The organism is Actinomadura luteofluorescens, assembly GCF_013409365.1.
Taxonomy (GTDB): domain Bacteria; phylum Actinomycetota; class Actinomycetes; order Streptosporangiales; family Streptosporangiaceae; genus Spirillospora; species Spirillospora luteofluorescens.
The window spans coordinates 4,888,194-4,907,825 of the sequence record NZ_JACCBA010000001.1 but is presented as its reverse complement, the minus strand read 5'-3'; the positions used below and the strand labels follow the sequence as shown (position 1 = coordinate 4,907,825).

General features: G+C 73.3%; 17 protein-coding genes and 2 pseudogenes. 10 read left to right on the top strand and 9 right to left on the bottom strand.

Going from position 1 to position 19,632, the window contains the following annotated elements:
- Positions 1–491: 491 nt before the first annotated feature.
- Positions 492–1,334: a polysaccharide deacetylase family protein gene (locus tag BJY14_RS22805; RefSeq protein WP_312879359.1), complete on the top strand. Its 843-nt coding sequence runs from the start codon at positions 492–494 to the stop codon at positions 1,332–1,334.
- A 3-nt stretch (positions 1,335–1,337) separates the two neighbouring features.
- Here BJY14_RS22805 and BJY14_RS22800 read toward each other — a convergent pair.
- Positions 1,338–1,544: pseudogene (locus BJY14_RS22800) on the bottom strand (mycothiol conjugate amidase Mca); the annotation flags it as partial.
- A 133-nt stretch (positions 1,545–1,677) separates the two neighbouring features.
- Here BJY14_RS22800 and BJY14_RS22795 point away from each other — a divergent pair.
- The 3 genes from BJY14_RS22795 (at position 1,678) to BJY14_RS22785 (ending at position 4,536) form a co-directional block, all read left to right on the top strand.
- Positions 1,678–2,976: a sensor histidine kinase gene (locus BJY14_RS22795; RefSeq protein WP_312879358.1), complete on the top strand. Its 1,299-nt coding sequence runs from the start codon at positions 1,678–1,680 to the stop codon at positions 2,974–2,976.
- A complete protein-coding gene (locus BJY14_RS22790; RefSeq protein ID WP_179845488.1) occupies positions 2,940–3,584 on the top strand; it encodes a response regulator in 645 nt (214 codons plus the stop codon). The genes BJY14_RS22795 and BJY14_RS22790 overlap by 37 nt, the downstream gene beginning before the upstream one ends.
- Before the next feature lie 64 nt (positions 3,585–3,648).
- A complete protein-coding gene (locus BJY14_RS22785; RefSeq protein WP_179845487.1) occupies positions 3,649–4,536 on the top strand; it encodes a coiled-coil domain-containing protein in 888 nt (295 codons plus the stop codon).
- A 17-nt stretch (positions 4,537–4,553) separates the two neighbouring features.
- Here BJY14_RS22785 and BJY14_RS22780 read toward each other — a convergent pair whose 3' ends face one another.
- The gene (locus BJY14_RS22780; protein WP_179845486.1) at positions 4,554–5,327 is read right to left on the bottom strand and encodes an enoyl-CoA hydratase/isomerase family protein; all 774 of its coding nucleotides are present in this window, start codon (positions 5,325–5,327) and stop codon (positions 4,554–4,556) included.
- Positions 5,328–5,953: 626 nt separating this feature from the next.
- Between BJY14_RS22780 and rho the strand changes: the two are divergent.
- A pseudogene (rho, locus tag BJY14_RS22775) lies at positions 5,954–7,105 on the top strand (transcription termination factor Rho); the annotation flags it as partial.
- Positions 7,106–7,129: 24 nt separating this feature from the next.
- Here rho and BJY14_RS22770 read toward each other — a convergent pair.
- Both BJY14_RS22770 and BJY14_RS22765 read right to left on the bottom strand, forming a co-directional pair.
- Positions 7,130–8,764 carry a serine/threonine-protein kinase gene (locus tag BJY14_RS22770; RefSeq protein ID WP_281382122.1) on the bottom strand — a complete coding sequence of 545 codons (1,635 nt, stop codon included), beginning with the start codon at positions 8,762–8,764 and terminating at the stop codon, positions 7,130–7,132.
- Between the two features lie 128 nt (positions 8,765–8,892).
- Positions 8,893–10,467 carry an acyl-CoA synthetase gene (locus tag BJY14_RS22765; protein WP_179845483.1) on the bottom strand — a complete coding sequence of 525 codons (1,575 nt, stop codon included), beginning with the start codon at positions 10,465–10,467 and terminating at the stop codon, positions 8,893–8,895.
- Between the two features lie 218 nt (positions 10,468–10,685).
- On the opposite strand from BJY14_RS22765, the gene sigE reads away from it, so the two are divergent.
- Positions 10,686–11,234, top strand: a complete 549-nt coding sequence (sigE, locus tag BJY14_RS22760) for an RNA polymerase sigma factor SigE (protein WP_179849557.1) — start codon at positions 10,686–10,688, stop codon at positions 11,232–11,234.
- A 25-nt stretch (positions 11,235–11,259) separates the two neighbouring features.
- Complete coding sequence (locus BJY14_RS22755; protein ID WP_312879357.1) at positions 11,260–12,090, top strand: alpha/beta fold hydrolase; 831 nt, start codon at positions 11,260–11,262, stop codon at positions 12,088–12,090.
- 43 nt (positions 12,091–12,133) lie between these two features.
- Here the strand turns inward: BJY14_RS22755 and BJY14_RS22750 are convergent, their stop codons facing one another.
- Positions 12,134–12,703 (bottom strand): TetR/AcrR family transcriptional regulator, encoded by a 570-nt coding sequence (locus BJY14_RS22750; protein WP_179845482.1) that lies wholly within the window; start codon positions 12,701–12,703, stop codon positions 12,134–12,136.
- 102 nt (positions 12,704–12,805) lie between these two features.
- On the opposite strand from BJY14_RS22750, the gene BJY14_RS22745 reads away from it, so the two are divergent.
- Entirely contained in the window at positions 12,806–13,717 is a 912-nt protein-coding gene (locus BJY14_RS22745) for an alpha/beta hydrolase family protein (protein ID WP_179845481.1), read from the top strand.
- A gap of 41 nt (positions 13,718–13,758) precedes the next feature.
- Here the strand turns inward: BJY14_RS22745 and BJY14_RS22740 are convergent, their stop codons facing one another.
- Positions 13,759–14,577 (bottom strand): dienelactone hydrolase family protein, encoded by an 819-nt coding sequence (locus BJY14_RS22740; protein ID WP_179845480.1) that lies wholly within the window; start codon positions 14,575–14,577, stop codon positions 13,759–13,761.
- A 94-nt stretch (positions 14,578–14,671) separates the two neighbouring features.
- Between BJY14_RS22740 and BJY14_RS22735 the strand changes: the two genes are divergently transcribed.
- The gene (locus BJY14_RS22735) at positions 14,672–15,643 is read left to right on the top strand and encodes a GlxA family transcriptional regulator (RefSeq protein ID WP_179845479.1); all 972 of its coding nucleotides are present in this window, start codon (positions 14,672–14,674) and stop codon (positions 15,641–15,643) included.
- A 70-nt stretch (positions 15,644–15,713) separates the two neighbouring features.
- Here the strand turns inward: BJY14_RS22735 and BJY14_RS22730 are convergent, their stop codons facing one another.
- Together BJY14_RS22730 and ldtCP are read right to left on the bottom strand one after the other, a co-directional pair.
- The gene (locus BJY14_RS22730) at positions 15,714–16,442 is read right to left on the bottom strand and encodes an APAP(6x)LPVTG-CTERM sorting domain-containing protein (RefSeq protein ID WP_179845478.1); all 729 of its coding nucleotides are present in this window, start codon (positions 16,440–16,442) and stop codon (positions 15,714–15,716) included.
- A 90-nt stretch (positions 16,443–16,532) separates the two neighbouring features.
- Entirely contained in the window at positions 16,533–17,336 is an 804-nt protein-coding gene (ldtCP, locus tag BJY14_RS22725; protein WP_179845477.1) for a protein-sorting L,D-transpeptidase LdtCP, read from the bottom strand.
- Positions 17,337–17,571: 235 nt separating this feature from the next.
- On the opposite strand from ldtCP, the gene BJY14_RS22720 reads away from it, so the two are divergent.
- Complete coding sequence (locus tag BJY14_RS22720) at positions 17,572–18,120, top strand: YceI family protein (RefSeq protein WP_179845476.1); 549 nt, start codon at positions 17,572–17,574, stop codon at positions 18,118–18,120.
- An 86-nt stretch (positions 18,121–18,206) separates the two neighbouring features.
- On the opposite strand, the gene BJY14_RS22715 is transcribed toward BJY14_RS22720, so the two are convergent.
- Positions 18,207–19,550, bottom strand: coding sequence for a sensor histidine kinase (locus tag BJY14_RS22715; protein WP_179845475.1), 1,344 nt, complete (start codon positions 19,548–19,550; stop codon positions 18,207–18,209).
- Positions 19,551–19,632 lie beyond the last annotated feature (82 nt).

Genomic DNA, 19,632 nt, shown 5'->3' with positions numbered 1-19,632 from the left:
CCCCGGCCGCCGCCACCGGGTTGCGGTGGAGCGGGCCGACGGGCGGGTTCCCAGGGCCGGTGAACACCGCGGGGCCGCGCGGTCTTCGTCGGATCGACCCGGCGACGGGGTCAGCGGCGTGGGCGTCGTCCAGTACAGATCGGCCCCCGCGGCGCACTGCCTGGTAACGGCCACCGCACGCCGGCTGCGCCGGGCCGTGCTCGCTCGGCCGTCCCGCCTCGTTCCCGGGCAGGGACGTCCGGCCCCCGAATCGCACTGAAGACGGTAACACCTCCGCCGGCACCGTCGGCGCCGTCCGCACGGCGCCGCGCGCGGGCCGCGGCGTCCCTCCGGACGGCCTGTCCCAGGTCGGACGAGGAAGGCCGCTCGACCGCCGGCAGTGGCCCGACCTGCGGCTCCGTGCTCGCGCCCGAAATCGGACCACTCGGGTGAGCCGATTGTGATCCCGGAGCGGCCTCCTACCCGCCCAAAACCCCGATAGCGTGGGACTTGTGGAGGTTGAGGACTCAGGTTGGACATCTCGCCGCAAAGCACTCTGGTTGATGGGGGCGGCCGCCGGTCTCGCCGCGCTCGGCGCGGACGGCGCGCGCCCGCCGCACGGGTCGGGGGAGCCCGCGTGGGCCGCGCCGACCCCCCGCGCGCGCCCGGTCATCCATCCGACCCCGACGCCCACCCCGACCCCGACCCCGACGCCCCGGCCCGCGCCGTGGACGCCGGCGAAGCTCACCGCGCTGGAGACGCCCGTCCGCGAGCTGTCGCAGCTGTCTCCCCCGCCGCCCGCCGAGTCGATCGCCCTCACCATCGACGACGGCCCCAGCCCGCTGTGGACGCCGCGGGTGCTCGACCTGCTGGCCGAGCACGAGATCCACGCGACGTTCTTCGTCATCGGTGAGCAGGTGAAGGAGTTCTCCAAGCTCACCCGCCGCATCACCGACGCCGGGCACCAGATCTGCAACCACACCGAGACGCACCCGATCTACATCGCGAACATGTCGAAGAAGCGGGTCCGCAAGGAGATCGTGGAGGCGCACGACCGGATCGCCGACGTGACCGGCGTCGTCCCCCAGTTCTTCCGCTCCCCCGGCGGCGCGTGGACGAAGTCGATCCTGGAGACGGTGGCCGAGCACGACATGCTGCCGATCGACTGGGCCGTCGACCCGCGCGACTGGGCCCGTCCGGGCGTCGGCCACATCCGCCGCACGCTCATGAAGGGCAAGGCCGGCAACATCATGCTGTGCCACGACGGGGGCGGCGACCGCTCCCAGACCCTCAAGGCCCTGGATACCGTCATCCCGAAGATGAAGAAGCGCGGCCTGACCTTCGTCGCCCTCTGAGCGTCAGCGCAAACCCGCGAAGGGGTCGTTCTCGGGCAGTTCCGTCTCCACGCTGGAACGGGCGAGGTGGTAGTCCTCGGTCGGCCAGGCGGCGCGTTCGACGTCGCGCGGGTGGGCCATGAAACCCGCGTTCGGGTCGATCTGCGTGGCGTGCGCGAGCAGCGCCTGGTCCCGGACGGCGAAGTAGTCCGCGCAGGGGACGCGGGTGGTGGAGCCCGGGCAGGGGTGTACTCAGGTACACCTCACGCTCGGGTTGCGGGCACACTGTGCTGCGAGGGCGCCGCCGGAAGACTGGACTCCAGAAGGCAAGCGACCCGCGGAGGATCCGGTGGACGGTGGACTGGTGGAAGAGACACGGCTGCAACGGCATGTGAGGGCGCCCTGGCGGGGCCTGGCCCTCTGGCTGCTCGCCATCCCCGCGACGCTCGTCGGCCTGTGGTTCATCGCGGTCGTCTCGATGATCACGAGCTTCGTCGGGGTGCTGCTGTTCCCGTCCGCGACGATGCTGCTGCGCGAGCGGCTCGACGCGTACCGGGTCCGCATCAACCGGTGGACCGACGTCCAGATCGCGCGGCCGTACCTGCCCGAGCCGGAGCGCGAGCCCGGTCTTAGCGGTGTTTTCAAGCGGTTCATCGCGCTGGTCAGCGACCCGGCCACCTGGCGCGACTACCTGTGGGCGTTCGCGGACCCGATCGTCTCGGTGTTCACCGCGGCACTGCCCGGGCTGCTGATCCTGTACGGGGTGTGGGGGTACGTGCTCGCCGCCTTCGCCGGCGACATGATCGGGCACTACGGCGGCAGCGACTGGTACACCTACATCCACGTCACCGCGGGGTACGGCCGCGACACCGGACGGGTCGTCTCCACGGTGATCGTCGCCACCGCGTGCATCGCCCTCGGGTACGCCATCGGCCCGAAGATGCTGACCGCCTACGGGCACTGGGGCCGCGCCATCCTCGGCCCGACGCGCAAGTCGGAGCTGGCACTGCGCGTCCAGCACCTCACCGAGACCCGGTCGGAGGCCGTGGACGCCTCCGCCGCCGAGCTGCGCCGCATCGAGCGCGACCTGCACGACGGCGCGCAGGCCCGGCTCGTGGCGATGGGGATGACCCTCGGCGCGATCGAGCACCTGCTCGACCGGGACCCGGAGAAGGCCCGCATCCTGCTCGCCGAGACCCGCGCGTCCTCGGCCAAGGCGCTGCACGAGCTGCGCGACCTCGTCCGCGGCATCCACCCGCCGGTGCTCGCCGACCGCGGCGTCGCGGACGCCGTCCGGGCCCTCGCGCTCGACCACCCGCTGGACGTCGAGGTCTCCGCCGACCTGCCCGCGCGGCCCGAACCGCCGATGGAGTCCGCCGCCTACTTCGCGGTGTCGGAGATCCTCACCAACGCGGCCAAGCACTCCGGAGCGTCCCGCGTCTGGATCGACATGCGGCACGAGAACGGCATGCTGCGGATCACCGTCACCGACGACGGCCGCGGCGGCGCGACCCTGGACGGCGGCTCCGGGCTGCGCGGGATCGAGCGCCGGATCGGTACATTCGACGGCGTCCTCGCCCTCAGCTCGCCCGCGGGCGGCCCGACGATCGTGACCATGGAGCTGCCGTGCGCGTTGTCCTCGCCGAAGACCTCGCCCTCCTGAGGGAGGGTCTCGTCAGCCTCCTGGAGTCGCACGACTTCGAGATCGCGGCGGCCGTCGACAACGGCCCGTCCCTGCTGAAGGCACTGCTCGACCATCGCCCGGACGTGGCGGTGGTCGACGTGCGCCTGCCGCCGTCCTTCACCGACGAGGGCCTCCAGGCGGCGCTGGAGGCGCGGCGGCAGGTCCCGGGGCTGCCCGTCCTCGTCCTGTCGCAGTACGTCGAGCAGCTCTACGCCCGCGAGCTGCTCGCCGACGGCACCGGCGCGATCGGCTACCTGCTCAAGGACCGGGTGTTCGACGCGGCGCAGTTCGTGGACGCGGTCCGCCGGGTCGCCGCGGGCGGCACCGCGATGGACCCCGAGGTCATCTCCCGGCTCGTGGCCCGGGGCACCCGCGACACCCCGCTCGGCCGCCTCACCCCGCGCGAGACCGAGGTCCTGGAGCTGATGGCGCAGGGGCGCTCCAACGCGGCGATCGCGGAGAGGCTCGTCGTCACCGAGCGCGCGGTGACCAAGCACACGGCGAACATCTTCGCCAAGCTCGACCTGCCCGTGACCGGCGACGACAACCGCCGCGTCCTCGCCGTCCTGGCCTACCTCAACCGCTGAGTCGCGGGCCGCCGGGCGCGGCGGTGGCGTAGTCTGCCCCGCGAGCGGGCCCGGGGAGGGCGCTATGACGGTGGTTCTGGTTCTGCTGTGCCTGGCGATCGCCGGGCGGGAGCTGTACCTGGCGTTCGAGCGCGGGCGGACGCCGGGCGCGCCCGAGGTCGCCGACATCCGCACGCAGCTGCGCGCCCTCAAGGGGACCCGGGACGAGCTGGAGGAGTTCCGCGCGTCCCAGCGCGAGCGCCTCGACCGGCTCGCCGCCGACCAGGAGAGCGACCGCGCGGCGTTCGGCGAGGCCGACGCCCGGATCCGGTCGCTCGTCACGCAGATCAACGACCGGCTGGTGCCGGAGGTGAGCGGCCGGCTGAGCGAGCAGCGGGAGGCCGCCGAGGAGCAGCGGGCGGCCGTCGAGCGGCTGGCCGCCGAGACGGCCGAGCTCCGCGGCCACCTCGCCCGGCGGCTCGACCAGGCCGCCGCCGCGTCCCTCGGCGCCGAACCCGCCGACATGGTCACCGGGTGCCTCGCCGTCGCGCCGGCCGAGGCGCGCCCGGCGCTGACCGGCCCCTTCGAGCGGTTCGCCGAGCACCACGGGCTGCACGTCGAACTCACCGACGCTGACCGCTACTACCTGTCCGGACGCAGCCCGCGCGCCCTGGAACTGGACTTCATCGACCTCGCGGCCGCGCTGCGCGAGCACTGCGCGGAGTCCACCGGCCCCGCGCGGGCCCTGCTGGGCGCGCTGCGCGACGTCGACCGGGGCGGCGCGCGGATCGGGCCGCTGCTCATGGTGCGGACGCCGGAGTCGCTGGTGTGCGGGGTGCTGCCGCTCGCCGAGCTGCGCCGCCCCGACGCCGCCGGTCTGCTCGGCGACCCGGACGCCGCCGCCCGGCGCCTCCACCGCCTCCCCGAGAGCCGATTCTGCGACGTGTCCGCCTGGCCGGCGCTCAACGCCTGACCGCCACCGGGCGGCCGCTACCGCAGGGGAGCCTTCCAGGGGAACTCGGGCGCTCGGCGTTCGAGGAACGCGGCGATGCCCTCCTCGACCTCCCCGCTCGCGGCGACCTCGGCGAGCCACCGCCGCGTCCTCTCCTCGACCGGGCCCGCGGCGACGATGGCGTCCACGATGTCCTTGGTCGCCTGCTGGGTGAGCAGGGACCGGGACGCGAGGGTCGCGGTGAACCCGGCGACGCGGTCGTGCAGGCCGCCCTCGGGGACGACCTCGTCCAGCAGCCCGATGCGCAGCGCGTGCGCGGCGTCGACCAGATCGGCCGAGTAGAGCAGGTACTTCGCGGCCGACGGCCCCACCAGCCCGACGAGCCGCGCCGTCGCGGCCGCCGGGTAGACGATGCCGAGCCTGGCCGGCGTGATCCCGAACCGCGCGCCCCGCGCCGCGAAGCGCAGGTCGCAGGCGGCCGCGAGCTGGCAGCCGCCGCCCACGCAGTACCCCTCGATCGCGGCGAGCGTCGGCTTGCCGAACGCGGCGAGCGCCCGCTCGGCGACCGTCGACAGGTGCGAGTCGTCGTCGCGGTGGATGTCGTCCAGCTCGGAGATGTCGGCGCCCGCGCAGAAGTTCCCGCCCGCCCCGGTCAGCACCACGACCCGGACGTCCGGATCGGCGGCGAACCCGTCCAGGATGCCGGGCAGCGCCCGCCACATGTCCGCCGACATGGCGTTCCGCTTGGCCGGCCGGTCGATCGTGACCGTCCCGACGCCCCCGGACGCCTCGAACCGCAGCCCCTCGCCCATCGTCCTCCCTCGCCCGCGCAGCGCGGCTCATCGTATTCGCCCGCCGCCCGGGGCCCTGCGACGGACCGCCGGAGGGGCCGCCGGAGGGGCCGCCGGAGGGGCCGCCGGAGGGTCGCCGGAACCCGGAGGCCGGTTCGATAGTCATAACCACCGTGAGCACGGAGCACCGGGGACGCGGGTCGGGGGACGCCGCGGCACCGGACGGACGCAGGGGGTCATCCGCGTGAAAGCCGTCACCGAACCGGGGGAATGCGAAAGCGCCCTCGATTGCTGTACTGTCGAGGCAACGTCCTTGGACTATCACGACTCGCGTCGAGGACGTCTCTTCCCCGCCCGGGCCATCTGAGCGCCCGGTGAGTTTCGGTCCGGCACGCACACGGCGTGCGGGGCCACCGCACAAGGGAGCCGACGTCAGCCCGGTGGACCGAGCTGCATCCTTCGCATTCCTCTCGCGTACGCGCCGCGGGTTCCGCCGCCGTACGCGGACTTCGACCCCGGGCGGCGCCGCCCGCCGCGCGCCAGCCTGAGAAGGGACACGTATGTCCGCCCCCACCCTCGAAACAGAACCCGCGTCAGGCCGCAAGGCCCCCGCACGCGGCGCGCACGCCGTGTCCGCGCAGAGCGCCCGCAAGGACGGGCGGCAGCAGCAGCAGCGGCGCCCGGCAGACGACGCTCCGACCGTCCCCTTCCACGGCCTCCTGTCCCTCCAGGACAAGCACGCCTTCGTCCGCACGTCCGGCTACCTCGCCGGCCCGGAGGACGTGCACGTCTCCCTCACCCAGGTCAGGGCGCACCACCTGCGTCCCGGCGACGTGGTCGCCGGCTTCGCCAGGGCGCCCAAGCAGGGCCGGGGCGACTCCCCCACCCTCGCCCGCGTCGAGACGGTGAACGGCCTCCCGGTGGCCGAGGCCGCGAACCGGCCCGAGTTCGGCGCGCTGACCCCGCTGTTCCCCGACGAGCGGCTCCGCCTGGACACCGGCCCGCTCGCGACCCGCGTCATCGACCTGGTCGCGCCGATCGGCAAGGGGCAGCGCGGGCTCATCGTGTCGCCGCCGAAGGTCGGCAAGACCATGGTGCTCCAGGCCGTCGCGAACGCGATCGCGCAGAACAACCCCGAAGTGCACCTGATGGTCCTGCTCATCGACGAGCGGCCCGAAGAGGTCACCGACCTGCAGCGGACCGTGCGCGGCGAGGTGATCCACTCGACCTTCGACCGGCCCGCGCGCGACCACACCGCGCTCGCCGAGCTCGCCGTGGAGCGGGCCAAGCGCCTCGTCGAGCAGGGCCACGACGTCGTGATGCTGCTCGACTCGATCACCCGGCTCGGCCGCGCCTACAACCTCGCGGCGCCCTCCAGCAGCCGCATCCTCGCCGGCGGCGTCGCGACGACCGCGATCTACCCGCCGAAGAAGTTCTTCGGCGCCGCCCGCAACATCGAGAACGGCGGCTCGCTCACCATCCTCGCCACCGCGCTGGTGGAGACGGGGTCCCGCATGGACGACGTCTTCTTCGAGGAGTACAAGGGCACCGGCAACATGGAGCTGAAGCTCGACCGGGGCCTCGCCGACCGCCGCGTCTTCCCCGCCGTCGACATCGAGGCGTCCGGGACGCGCCGCGACGAGCTGCTCATGTCCCCCGAGGAGCTCGCCCTCTCCTGGCGCCTGCGCCGCGCCCTCCAGGGCCTGGACAAGCAGGCGGCCGTCGAGCAGCTCCTGGAGAAGATGAAGGGCACCTCCTCCAACGCCGAGTTCCTCCTGCGCCTCCAGCAGACGACCTGACCGGCCCCGCGATCCGGCCGGGGCTCAGCCGCCGTTCTCCGGCCTGAACGACCTGAGGATCCGGTCGTAGAGGCGCTGGCCCGGCGTCCACTCCGGGTCGGGCGCGTGGAAGCAGAACTCGTACCCGGCCGCGCGGCCGCACAGCACGTGCCGGACGGCGTCGTGCACACCGTCCCGCCAGGTGAACTCCCATTCGGCGGCGCCGTCGATGACCTCGGGCACCGGTTCCAGCCGCAGCCGCTGGTAGCCGGGATAGCGGTGCCCCGCCACGGCGCCGCGCTCCTCGGCGCGCAGCCCGGTCAGCGGGTCGCCGGGGGCCGGGGCGATGCGCAGCCCCCGTCCCGTTCCGGCGTCCTTCCAGATCATCACGCTGCCGCGGCGCTCCGCCTGCCAGCCCACGGGCACCCGCACCGAGTAGGCGCCCGCCTCGTGATACTTCGCCGTCTTCGCCGACACGCCCGCCGCGGGCCGCAGCGCCACCGCGTCGCCCTTGCCGATCGACGTCCACCGGGCCGTCCAGGTGCCCGCCCCGGCCGCGAGCGCCGCGAGCAGCGCCACGCTGACGACCGTCCCGGGCCGCAGCCGCCGCGACGGCATCGCCGGGACGCGCCACCCCGCCTGCCGCGAACCGCACGGCGGTTTGCCGGGCGGCCTGCCGCCGCGCAGCGTCCACGGGACCCGCGGACCGCGCGGGACCGGCGCCCTCGGCGCGTCCCTCGGCACCCAGGCGGCGCTGAGCGCCCACGGAACGCGGCGCCGAAGGGCGGTGCGGTGCACGGAGAAACGGCGGGGATGCGGCACCGGCGCGCGGGTGAAACCGGGTTCGGGGGCCGTTCCGATAACCTTTTCCAGCATTTCCGCGGTGGCCTCGGCCGTCAATCTGTCCTCCGGCCGCTGCCGCAGCAGTCCTTCGATGACCGAAGCCAGCGGCCCGGCCCGCACAGGGCGCGCATAGTCGCCCAGAAGAACCGCCACCATCGACGCGAGAGCGTGGCAGCGCAGGAAAGGTGAAAACCCCTCGACCGCCGTGTAAAGCGTCGCGCCGAGCGACCAGAGGTCGGACGCCTCCACGCTCGGCAGGCCGTTCACCCGTTCCGGCGGGAGGTAGGCGGGAGAGCCCTCGATCCCGGCGAGCAGGGTGTCGGCCGGCTGCGCGCCCTTCCCGGTGTGGACGGCGAGGCCGAAGTCGCTGAGCAGGACCCGCCCGTCGTCGCACAGCAGGACGTTGCTGGGCTTGACGTCGCGGTGCAGGATGCCCGCCGCGTGCGACGCGCGGAGCACCGACAGGACCGCCGCGCCGATCTCCGCCGCGCGGCGCACGCCGAGCGGGCCGTCCTCCGTGACGAGCCTGTGCAGGGAGCACGACTCCAGGAACTCCATGACGATCCAGGGGCGGCCGTCCTCGATGATGAGATCGTGCACGGCGACGACGCCGGGATGGCGCAGGGCCGCGGTCGCGCGGGCCTCGGAGAACAGGCGCCTGCACATCACCCTGCGCTCGCTCTCGGTGATGCGCGGGGGGAGGTGCACCTCCTTGACCGCGACGTCCCGGTCGAGCATCTCGTCGTACGCCCGCCAGACGGTGCCCATGCCGCCTCTGCCGACGACAGAGAGCAGGCGATACCGGCGCGCGAGCGGTATCAGCCGATCCCCACTCATGGGGCGGTTATTCGCCGGAACGCGCCCAAGGCACGCTCCCTCGCCATCAATTGATTCTTGACTGGCGGCCGCCGGAGAAAAAGTGCCCGGGCGTGGTATAACCCACACGCGGTGACTTTACCAAAACCCTACGCGAGCACGCTCCTGGCCCACTTGTAATCGGACTTCCCGACGGCGGTTCGCTGTACCTCGTCGACCAGGGTCATCTGCCGCGGAAGCTTGTAGCCGGCAAGACGTTCGCGGCAATATTCGGTCAAATCCTCAAGGGTCACCGTCGCACCCGGGCACGGGGCGACCACGGCCGCGACGCGCTGGCCGAACCGCTCGTCCGGCAGGCCCACGACGACCGCGTCCTCCACGGCGGGATGGTCCTTGAGGGCGACCTCGACCTCCTCCGGGTACACCTTCTCGCCGCCCGTGTTGATCACCAGGGAGCCGCGGCCGAGCAGCGTGATCGTCCCGTCCTCCTCCAGGCTCGCGAAGTCGCCGGGCACCGACCAGCGCGTCCCGTCCGCGGCGGTGAAGAACGTCGACGCCGTCTTGGCGGGGTCGTTGTAGTAGCCGAGCGGGATGTGGCCGCTTCGGGCCAGCCTGCCGATCTCGCCGGGCCGCACGACGTTCAGGTCGTCGTCGAGGACGGTGATCCCGGGCTTCATCATGAACCGGGCCGTCCCCTCCTTGCCGCCGACGGACGGGCCGCACGCACCGGTCTCCGACGCGCCGTAGTTGTCGAGGAACATGATGTTCGGCAGGTGCTCCCGGAGCGCGTCCTTCGCGCCCTCGGTCAGCGGTGCCCCGCCGGACGCGATCGCCATCAGCGAGGACGTGTCGTGGTCGCCGGAGGCGAGCGCCTTCGCGACCGGGCGCGCCATGACGTCCCCGACGAGCATCATCACGTTCGCCTGCTCCTCGGCGAGCAGCCGCAGGGCCTTGTCCGCGTCGAACGCGTGGTCGGTGTAAAGGACGACCTTGGCGCCGCTGAACAACCCCATGAACGCGACCCACTGGCCCGCGCCGTGCATGACGGGCGCGCAGTCGAGCACGGCCATCGCGGGCTGGTCGGCGTTGGCGGCCAGCTCCTCGGGGCTGCCGATGGGGTCGCCGAGGACGTTCCCGCCGCCGAGCGCGCCGAAGAAGATGTCCTCGCAGCGCCACTCGACGCCCTTCGGATAACCCGTCGTCCCGCCCGTGTACATGATGTAGCGGTCGTCGCCGGAGCGTTCGGGGAAGTCGTCGTCGGAGGCGGCGCCCGCGAGCGCCTTCTCGTACTCGACCGCGCCGGGGATCTCGGCCTCGGACCCGTCCTCCAGCACGACGACGTGCCGCAGCGCGGGCAGCTCGCCGCGGATCTCCTCCACCTTGGCCAGCAGCGAGCGCTCCCCGACCAGCGCCACCGAGTCGGAGTCGGCCAGGACGTGGCGCAGCTCGGCGGCGACGTAGCGGAAGTTCACCGGGATCGGCACCGCGCGGATCTTGAAGATGCCCAGCATCGCCTCGATCCACTCGGCCCGGTTGTAGGCGAGGATCGCCACGTGCTCGCCCGGCCGCACCCCGGCCTCCGCGAGATGGTGCCCGACCCGGCTCGCCCGCTCGCTGAGCCGCCGGTACGTCCGCCGCTCCGCACCGGCCACCAGCGCGGGGCGGTCCGGCCCCGCCGCCGCCAGGATCTCGAGCAGGTCGGCCAGGTTGTAGCTTCGCGCCATGCCACGTCCTCGCGTGTCGGGGTGGGGACTGCCCCCGATCCTCCATGCGGACCGGCGCCGACTCAATCCTTGTCGACATCCGGTCCAATGAGATGAGTCACATCTCACGTGCCTGATCCGGCCACGCTCAAGGTTCTTACACGGCTCTTATCTGGGTACCGGCATGCTTGGCCGTAACGATTGAGTATCAGACGGGGGTAGTGGTGAGCGCAGGTGCGATGGCGTGGACCCCGCCGACGTGGGAGCAGATCGTCAGCGAGCACTCGACCCGGGTGTTCCGGCTGGCGTACCGGCTGACGGGCAACCGCCACGACGCCGAGGACCTGACCCAGGACGTCTTCATCCGGGTCTTCCGCTCCCTGTCCTCCTACAGTCCCGGCACGTTCGAGGGCTGGCTGCACCGGATCACGACGAACCTGTTCCTCGACCGCGCCCGCCGCAAGCAGCGCATCCGGTTCGACTCCCTCGGCGACGACGCCGCCGAGCGCCTGCAGGGCCGCGAGCCGGGCCCGGCGCAGGCCTACGACGAGCGGCACCTCGACCACGACATCCAGAAGGCGCTCGACGGCCTCGCCCCCGAATACCGCGCCGCGGTCGTCCTGTGCGACATCGAGGGCCTGTCGTACGAGGAGATCGCCGCGTCGCTGAACGTCAAGCTCGGCACCGTCCGCTCGCGCATCCACCGGGGCCGCGCGCAGCTGCGCACCGCCCTGGAGCACCGCCGTCCCGCCGAGTGCGCCGTGACGAGCATCACTAGTGACCGCTGAGTAACTTCCGGCCTACCCTTCGCCCGTGGACAACGCGCGGGTGAACATCGCTTACGAGCGCCGCGGCGAGGGGCCGCCCCTCGTCCTGCTGCACGGCATCGGCCACCGCCGCCAGGGGTGGGCACCGGTCATGGACCTGCTCGCCGCCGAACGCGAGGTCTTCGCGGTCGACCTGCCCGGCTTCGGCGACTCCCCGCCGCTGCCGGGCGGCACCCCCTACACCCTCGACACGGCCGTCTCCGCCCTCGCGGACGCCTTCGCCGCCCTCGGCCTGGACCGCCCGCACATCGCGGGCAACTCCCTCGGCGGCCTCTTCGCCCTCGAAGCCGCCGACCGCGGCCTCGCCAGCTCGGCGACCGCCCTGTCCCCGGCCGGCTTCTTCAACAACCTGGAGTTCCGCTACGGCATGTCGGTGCTGCGCGCGTCGCGGTTCGGCGCCCGCGTCCCCGAGACGTTCCTCACCCGGCTGGCCCGCTCCCCGCGCCGCCGCACCCTCATGTTCGGCATGATCTACGGCCGTCCCGACCTGATGGACATCGAGACCCTCACGGGGGACGCCCGCGCCATGCGCGACGCCCCGGGCTTCGAACCCACCCTCCGCGCTGGCCGCTCCACCCGGTTCCTCGGCTCCTGCGCCGACGTCCCCGTGACCATCGCCTGGGGCACGAAGGACCGCCTGCTCCTGCGCAGCCAGGCCATCCGCGCCCAGCGCCGCCTTCCCGACGCCCGGTTCGTCTGGCTGGAGGGCTGCGGCCACGTCCCCATGGCCGACGACCCCGCCCTCGTGGCGAAGGTCCTGCTGCAGGGCAGCGCACACCCGCTCCGCGGCGCCCGTCCCGAGGCCGCCGCCTCCTAGGCCGTTCTCCGGCGGCGGGCCCGGAGCGATCGGCGGGCCCGGTTCATGCCTCGCGCCGGCATCCGGCGAGGAGGGTGGCGACCATGCGCCTGGCGTCGGCCTGGCCGTAGTCGGGGCCGGTGATGCAGAGGTTGCCGATGGCGCGCATGAGCGTGTAGGCGGAGACCTCGGGGCCGAGTTCGCCGGCGGCGGCGCAGGCGTCGAGCAACGTCGCGCAGGCCGGGACCAGGGTGTCGAGCATCAGGGCGTGGAGGTTCTCCAGCCCTGGATCACCGGACCCCAGGGCGGCTCCGAGGCCGTGCTTGGTCACGAGGAACTCCACGAACGCGTCCACCCAGCGGGTCAGGGCGGTGAACGGGGAGGCCGACTCCTCCAGGAGCCGGGGGGCGAGTGCGGTGGCCGTGTCGATCTGGTGCCGGTAGACGGCGGTGACGAGGTCCGCCCGGGTCGGGAAGTTCCGGTAGATCGTGCCGACGCCGACGCCGGCGCGTTCGGCGATGTCGCGGACGGGGGCCTGGACGCCCTGTTCCACGAAGACCGCCGCCGCGGCCGCCAGCACGCCGCTGCGGGTGCGCTGCGCCTGTGCTCGGCGCACTCCGGCCGGTTCCGGCACGGGATCCTCCTTTTGCTCGCGGAACAATGTTCCGCTAGTTTGGCGGAACAACGCTCCGCCAAAGTATGGCAGAGCGGTCCATGGAGAAAGCGCAGGTCTCCCATGTCCCACCGTCAGCTCGGCCAGCGGATCGTCTCCGTCAAGCCCATCACCGTCCCCGCGCCCGGCCGCGGCATCGACCTGCAGGTGAAGGTCACCGCCCCGATGTCGGGCCGGAACCTGCCGGTCATCGTGTTCTCCCACGGCAACGCATGGTCCCTGGACGCGTACGAGCCCCTCGTCGACCGGTGGGCCGCGGCCGGATTCCTCGTGGTGCAGCCCACCCACCTGGACTCCCGCCGCAACGCCATCGGCTGGGACGACCCGCGCTTCGCCACGATCTGGCGCGTCCGGATCTCCGACCTTCACGCGATCCTCGACGGCCTCGGCGACATCCTCGCCCAGGCCGGCGGCCTGGAGGCCCGCGTCGACCGCGAGCGCATCGCGGTCGTCGGCCACTCCTGGGGCGCCCAGACCGCCGGCGCGATCCTCGGCGCGCGCGTGCTCGACGCCGACGGCGTCCCCGGGGAGGACTTCTCCCACCCCGCGGTCTCGGCCGGCGCGCTGATCGCCGCCACCGGGACCGGCGACTCGCTCACCCCGTTCGCCGCCGAGCACCTTCCGTTCATGAGGCCGGACTACTCCACCATGACCGCCCCGGCCCTGGTCGTCGCGGGCGGCGAGGACCGGTCGCGGCTCTCCACCCGCGGGCCGGAGTGGTTCACCGACGCCTACCGCCTCAGCCCGTCCCCGAAGAGCCTGCTCGTCGTCACCGAGGGCGAGCACACCCTGGGCGGCGTCGCCGGCGAGGCGGTCGCCGAGACCACCGACGAGGACCCCGCCCGCGTCGTCCTCGTCGCCGACGCGATCTCCGCCTACCTCCTCGACGCCTTCAAGGTCGACGACGCCGCGTGGACCGCCTTCGGCGACGCCGCCGCGGCCGGCGAAGGCGCGTGGAGCATCTCCAGCAGGTAGCCCGGCCGGACCGCTCCGTCGCGCTCTCGGGAAAACGGCCTCTAGGGCTTCAGTCGCTCGGTCAGGTAGGTGAGGATCTCGTCCCTGGCCTGGAGCGTGGGGTGGCCGTCCTCGTCCACGAGGTGCGCGGTCACGACGCTGTGAGGAGTCGCGACCACGTCGCGGAAGAATGGCGGCGGGTCGGTGTTCGCGACGCCGCCCGGGAGCACGCGTCCGTCGAAGGCGTCCCCGAGCAGCGCCTGGTAGGCGGCGAACCGCTGACCCGTGCACCACCGGTCGTTGTCGAAGCGGTAGGCGAGGACGGTCAGGCCGTCGCGCGTGACGCGCTCCTTGAGCGCGCGGGCGTCGTCGTCGCCGAGTTCCAGGCCGGCGGGGTCGTCCAGCGGCAGTGACGGGTGGTTGACGACCGGCGCTATGACCGCCGGTTCGAGCGCCATGGTCAGGGCGAAGTTCCCGGTGAAGCAGAGCCCGATCGCACCGACCCCCGGCCCGCCGCACTCGGCGTGGGCCTGCCGGGCGAGCCCGCGCAGCCACGCCGTGACGGGGCTGGTGCCGCCCCCGGCGAAGGCCCGGAACTCGGCGCTCACGCACGCCCGGCGAACGATCCGCTCCCCGTCCTCGACGGTGGGATAGGCGCCGTCGCGGCCGAAGAGCGAGGGGAGGTGGACGGTGAAGCCCGCGTCCCGCACCCACCGCGCCAGCCGCAGGACGTCCGGGCTGATGCCCGGCATCTCGGGCATCAGCACGACGGCCGGGCCGGCGCCCGCGACGTAGACCGTCTTCACCACCCCGTCCACGTCCACCTGCCGCCGCGAGAAGTCGGCGATCGCATCATCAAGGCGCCCGCTGTCAGTGTTCATGAGGACAGCGTGGCCGGGCGGCGGCCTGCGCCGGGATAGGCCGGATCGCCATGTTCAGGGGTAATCTCGCCAGCGAGCGGACGGGAGGCGGGCAATGGGTGCGTTGCGGGTGGGGGTGCTGGCCTATCCAGGTTGTTTCGCGTCGGAGGTGTTCGGCGTCCCCGATCTGCTGACGATGGCCGGGCACGTCGCCGGTCCGGACCGCGCCGGCTACGAGGTGTCGGTGGTGTCGCCGCGCCGCCGTGTCGTCGCCTCCGGGGGCGTGGCGCTGGCCGCCTCCCCGCTCCGCGAGGTCGACGTCCTCGTCGTGCCGGGGTTCGAGCTCCACGCGGGCCTCGACGTGGACGCGAAGCTCGCGGGGCTGGCCCCGGAGCTCGCGGCCGTCCGCTCGCACGCCGCCGCGGGAGGCGCGGTCGTCTCGATCTGCGTCGGCGCGTTCCTGCTCGCCGCGGCCGGGCTGCTCGACCGGCGCCGGGCCACGACGGCGTGGTTGTTCGCGGACGAGCTGGCCAGGCGCTGCCCGTCCGCCGACGTCCGGCCGGACCTCCTGGTCGTCACCGACGCGGGGGTGACCACCACGGCGGCGTTCAGCGCCATGTACGACTTCGCCCTGGAACTGGTCCGCCGGCACAGCGGCACCGGCGTGGCCCGGGCGACCGCGCGGATGGCGCTCGTGGACGACGCCCGCTCGTCCCAGGCCCCGTACGTCGACGCCCGGCTCCTCCCGCGGCCCGGGCACGACTTCTCCCGCCGGGTCATGCGGCACCTCGACCAGAACCTCGCCGCCCGGTACGACCTCGCCGGGCTGGCGGACGCGTTCGACGTCAGCACCCGGACGCTGCTGCGGCGCTTCGCGCACGAGACGGGCCAGAGCCCGCTGGAGTACCTCCAGTCGGCGCGCGTCCGCCGCGCCCGCCACCTCCTGGAGACCACGGACAGGACGGTCGCCGCCATCGCCGGCGCGGTCGGTTACCGGGACCCCGGGACGTTCTCCGCCCTCTTCGCCAAGCTCACCGGGCGGCGCCCGAAGGACTACCGCGTGACCTTCGGGCGTCCCATCGGCTGACGGCCCACAGGAAAGGCCGGGGTCCGCGCGCGCCACGCGGACCCCGGCCTCATGTGAGGGACGGTTCGGCTCAGCCGGTCACCGGGAGGTCACCGGGGACCGGGGTCGGGGCGGGGGCCTCTCCGGGCGGGGTCGCGGGCGACGAGGGCTGGCCCGGCTGGGAGGGCTGGGACGGCTGACCGGGCTGGCCGGGCTGGCCGGGCTGGGACGGCTGACCGCTCTTTCCGCAGCTGGCGGACGCGATGCTGATCGTCTGCGTCTTCCCCGCCAGGGTCGCCGACACTTCGATGGCCGTGACCGTGAGGTTCCCGTTCTGGCCGCGCACCTGCTTGTTCAGCGTGACCGTGACGTTGCCGAGGCCCTTCAGGTCGGTGGTGACGGTGGTGTTGGGCGTCGCGCCGACCTTCAGCGCCCGGGTGCCCAGCGTCGCGCCCACCACGTGGGAGACCCCGTTGCCGTTCTCGCACTTGGCGGAGACGGCGTGGGCGGACAGGCCGAGCTTGGCGACCCGCAGGTCGGCGACGGACGCGCGGCCGTGCCCGGCCCAGGCGGAGCCGTTCAGCAGCCGCGCCTGGACGAGCGGGTTGGCGGGCAGTTCCGCCACGCTCTTGCTGGTGGGCCGCTGCGCCGCGGAGGCCACCGAGGACGTCGGCGGGACGACGACGGTGCCGGTGGCGGCGATGGCGACCGCCGAGCCGGCGCCGCCCGGGGAGGCGGAGGCGGGGGCGGCGGACAGGGCGAACGGCAGGGCCAGCGCGCCGGCGACGGCCGCGCACTTGGTGAGTGCCTGCAAACGCACGGTTCTCTCCTCAGGGGGGTTCGTGATCGCGGGGATGGGGTGGGGGGTCGTGCGGCCCGGCCGTACGGCCGGGGGTGGAACGCGGGACCGTCAGTCCGTGATCTGGACGGGCGTCCCGAGCGGGACCTTGGCGAGCTTGTTCAGGGCGTCGGCGGGCACCCGTACGCAGCCGTGCGTGACGGCCTTGCCGAACACCGACTTCGACGGCCAGCCGTGGAACGCGACCGTCCCGGGGCCTCCGCCGAAGGTGTCGAGGGTGGCCGAGTGCGCGCCGACGGGCAGGACCAGCGGGCTGAACGTGGGCTTCGCGGGGGCGAGGGAGGCGAGCATGAACGTCCGTCCGGTGGGCGTCGGCGTCTTCGGCGCGCCGATCGCCACGGACCACGAGCCCACCTGGCGACCGCCTTGGGACAGGGTCAGCTTCTTGTCGCCGAGGTCCACCTTGACGGCGCTGGAGCTGCGCGCGGACTTCAGGCCGGAGTCGGGGATCCAGCCCGTCACGCCGTTCGGGCGGCTCGGCAGCAGCACGCGACGCCAGCCGGGGCGGCTCTCCACGACGGGCACCCAGGTGGGGCCCTTGAGCTGGGTGCTCGGCAGCTCCGCCACGGCGGGCGCGCCCGGTTTCGCCGACACCGGGACCGCGTCGTTCGGGTGCACCACGGTCCCGTCGCTCTTGGCGGACGGGGCCTCGTCCCGCGGCAGGTCGTCCAGCGTCGTGTACGTGGTGGCCTCGGGCAGCTTCTCCTTGCCGCCGGCAGGGGACGCGCCGGCGGACGCCCCCTTGTGCCCTCCCCCGCAACCGGTCACGATCAGGGCCGTCACCAGCAGGGCCGGTGCCGCCGTCAGGGCCGTTCTGGCCGTCCGCCCGGCGGCTCGCGGTGGTTCGTCGTTCACGAAGACTCCAAGTGCTCCCGCCGGAGAGGGGCTCCGGCTCGTCTCTGTGCCCGCTCTCTACGCGCGAGGGCCCGGAGAGGTTGCACGGTGTGGGGAACTAATCGCGATCCGTGCTTCGCCACCGTCTTCCGCCGGTGAGGCATTGCCGGGAACAAGCGGGGATTGACATCTGTTTGAACCCTCAACTAACCTTCGACGAGTTCGTTGAAGTTTCAAGCATTGGACAGGAGACCCCATGAGCATCGCCGCCGTCGCCCCCGAACTGACCGTCGGAACCTGGAACATCGACCCCGCCCACTCCGAGGTCACCTTCGTGATCCGGCACCTGATGACCAAGGTGCGCGGGACGTTCACCGACTTCACCGGGTCCGTGCAGATCGCCGAGGAGCTGTCGGAGTCCACCGCCGCGGCGCAGATCCAGGTCGCCTCGATCGACACCCGCCACGCCGACCGCGACGCCCACGTGCGGACCTCGGACGTCCTGGACGTGGAGAACCACCCGACCATGACGTTCACGACCAAGGGCGTCCGCGCGCAGGACGGCGAGTACCTCCTGGACGGCGAGCTGACGATCAAGGACGTCACCCGTCCCATCACCCTGACGGTCGAGTACAACGGCGTCGGCGAGGACCCGTGGGGCGGCACCCGCGCCGGCTTCTCCGCCGCGACCACGATCAACCGCAAGGACTGGGGCATCGAGTTCAACATCCCGCTGGCGGGCGACAAGGCCCTGCTCGGCGACAAGGTCGACATCCAGCTGGAGATCCAGGCCGTCCGCGCCTGAGCGTCCCCGCTGCCGGAAAGGCCGCCCGAACCGGGCGGCCTTTCCGCTTTCCAGGGGCAGGACCGCGCCGCCGGCAGGCCGAGGCGCTACTCCAGGGGCAGGCGCAGGGCGAAGCGGGCGCCGGACGGGTGGTCCTCGATCCGCAGCGTCCCGCCGTGCGCCCGGGCGATCTCGCGGGCGATCGCGAGGCCGAGCCCGGCGCCGCCGGCGCCGCGGCTGCGCGCGGTGTCCAGGCGGGTGAAGCGCTCGAAGACGCGTTCCCGGTCGGCGGGCGCTACGCCGATGCCGTCGTCGGTGACGACGAGCAGCGCCCGGTCGTCCTGCCTGCCCACCCGCACCGTCACGCACGACCCGGCGTAACGCTCGGCGTTGTCGAGCAGGTTGCCCAGCAGCCGGACGAGCTGCATGCGCACCCCGCGCACCACGACGCCGCGGGTCAGCTCCGTGACGATCTCCAGCTCGGAGGAGCGGCGGCCGACCTCGGCGCCGGCGAGCGCGGCCAGGTCGATCGGCTCCTGCGCGGCGCTCCCGCCGGTGCCGATGCGGGCGAGCAGCAGCAGGTCGGTGACGATCGACTCCAGCCGGTCGGTGTCGCGCAGCGCCGACGCGATGACGCCCCGCAGGTCGTTGTCCTCCGGGTGCATGGAGGCGTCCTCCAGGTTGGCCCGGAGCCCGGCGATCGGGGTGCGCAGCTCGTGCGAGGCGTCGGAGGCGAACTGCCGCTGCCGCGCGACGGCCCGCTCCAGCCGGTCCAGCGTCTCGTTGGCGGTGCGGGCGAGCTGCGCGATCTCGTCCTGGCCCGGCGGCTGCGGCACCCGGCGGCTGAGGTCGGTGGCGCTGATCTCCGCGAGCTGGGCGCGGATCGCCTCGACGGGGCCGAGCGTGCGCCCGACGACGCGCCAGGTGATCCCCGCGGCGACGGCGGCCAGCAGCAGCACGCCCGAGCCGAGCACCCCCTCCAGGAGACCGTTCACCAGGTAGGCCGGCTGCCGCGCGGCCGCGTACACGACGACGGAGTCGGGCGCGGTGCTCACGCGGATGGCCTCGGCCACGAAGCACTCGCGGTCCGGCCACCGGCCGCGGCACCGGGTGAAGTCCTGGACCCGCATGTTGCTCGGCGGCCAGAGTCTGCTCACCGGGGGCCTGTCCGTAGCGCCCGGTGTGGCGTTCGTCACCCGCCCGCCGGGCTCGACGACCTGGATCATGACGCGGCCGCCGGAGTCGTCGCGGATCGCGCCCTCCAGCGTCCCGTCGCGGACGCCGCCGCTGACGCGCCGGGCGTCCACCTGCGTCCGGCGCAGCAGTTCCGCCTTCACTGCGCTGCGCACGGCGACGTCCGCGCCGATCGCGGTGACGCCGAGCACCAGTACGGCGATCACGGCGGCGACGAGCGTGTCCCTGGCCCGGATCGACCGGGGGCGCATGCGCATGGGCCCTCCATGACGACGTACCGGTCTCCCGGCAGGACGACACACGCTACCGGCCGGTCACGAAACGGGGAGCCCGAAATTG

Excerpts from the sequence above, each read along its gene's own strand:
- BJY14_RS22785 (WP_179845487.1), top strand. The coding sequence starts at position 3,649 with ATGACGGTGGTTCTGGTTCTGCTGTGCCTGGCGATCGCCGGGCGGGAG.
- BJY14_RS22780 (WP_179845486.1), bottom strand. The coding sequence starts at position 5,327 with ATGGGCGAGGGGCTGCGGTTCGAGGCGTCCGGGGGCGTCGGGACGGTC.
- BJY14_RS22770 (WP_281382122.1), bottom strand. The coding sequence starts at position 8,764 with ATGAGTGGGGATCGGCTGATACCGCTCGCGCGCCGGTATCGCCTGCTC.
- BJY14_RS22765 (WP_179845483.1), bottom strand. The coding sequence starts at position 10,467 with ATGGCGCGAAGCTACAACCTGGCCGACCTGCTCGAGATCCTGGCGGCG.
- sigE (WP_179849557.1), top strand. The coding sequence starts at position 10,686 with ATGGCGTGGACCCCGCCGACGTGGGAGCAGATCGTCAGCGAGCACTCG.
- BJY14_RS22745 (WP_179845481.1), top strand. The coding sequence starts at position 12,806 with ATGTCCCACCGTCAGCTCGGCCAGCGGATCGTCTCCGTCAAGCCCATC.
- BJY14_RS22740 (WP_179845480.1), bottom strand. The coding sequence starts at position 14,577 with ATGAACACTGACAGCGGGCGCCTTGATGATGCGATCGCCGACTTCTCG.
- BJY14_RS22735 (WP_179845479.1), top strand. The coding sequence starts at position 14,672 with ATGGGTGCGTTGCGGGTGGGGGTGCTGGCCTATCCAGGTTGTTTCGCG.
- BJY14_RS22720 (WP_179845476.1), top strand. The coding sequence starts at position 17,572 with ATGAGCATCGCCGCCGTCGCCCCCGAACTGACCGTCGGAACCTGGAAC.
- BJY14_RS22715 (WP_179845475.1), bottom strand. The coding sequence starts at position 19,550 with ATGCGCATGCGCCCCCGGTCGATCCGGGCCAGGGACACGCTCGTCGCC.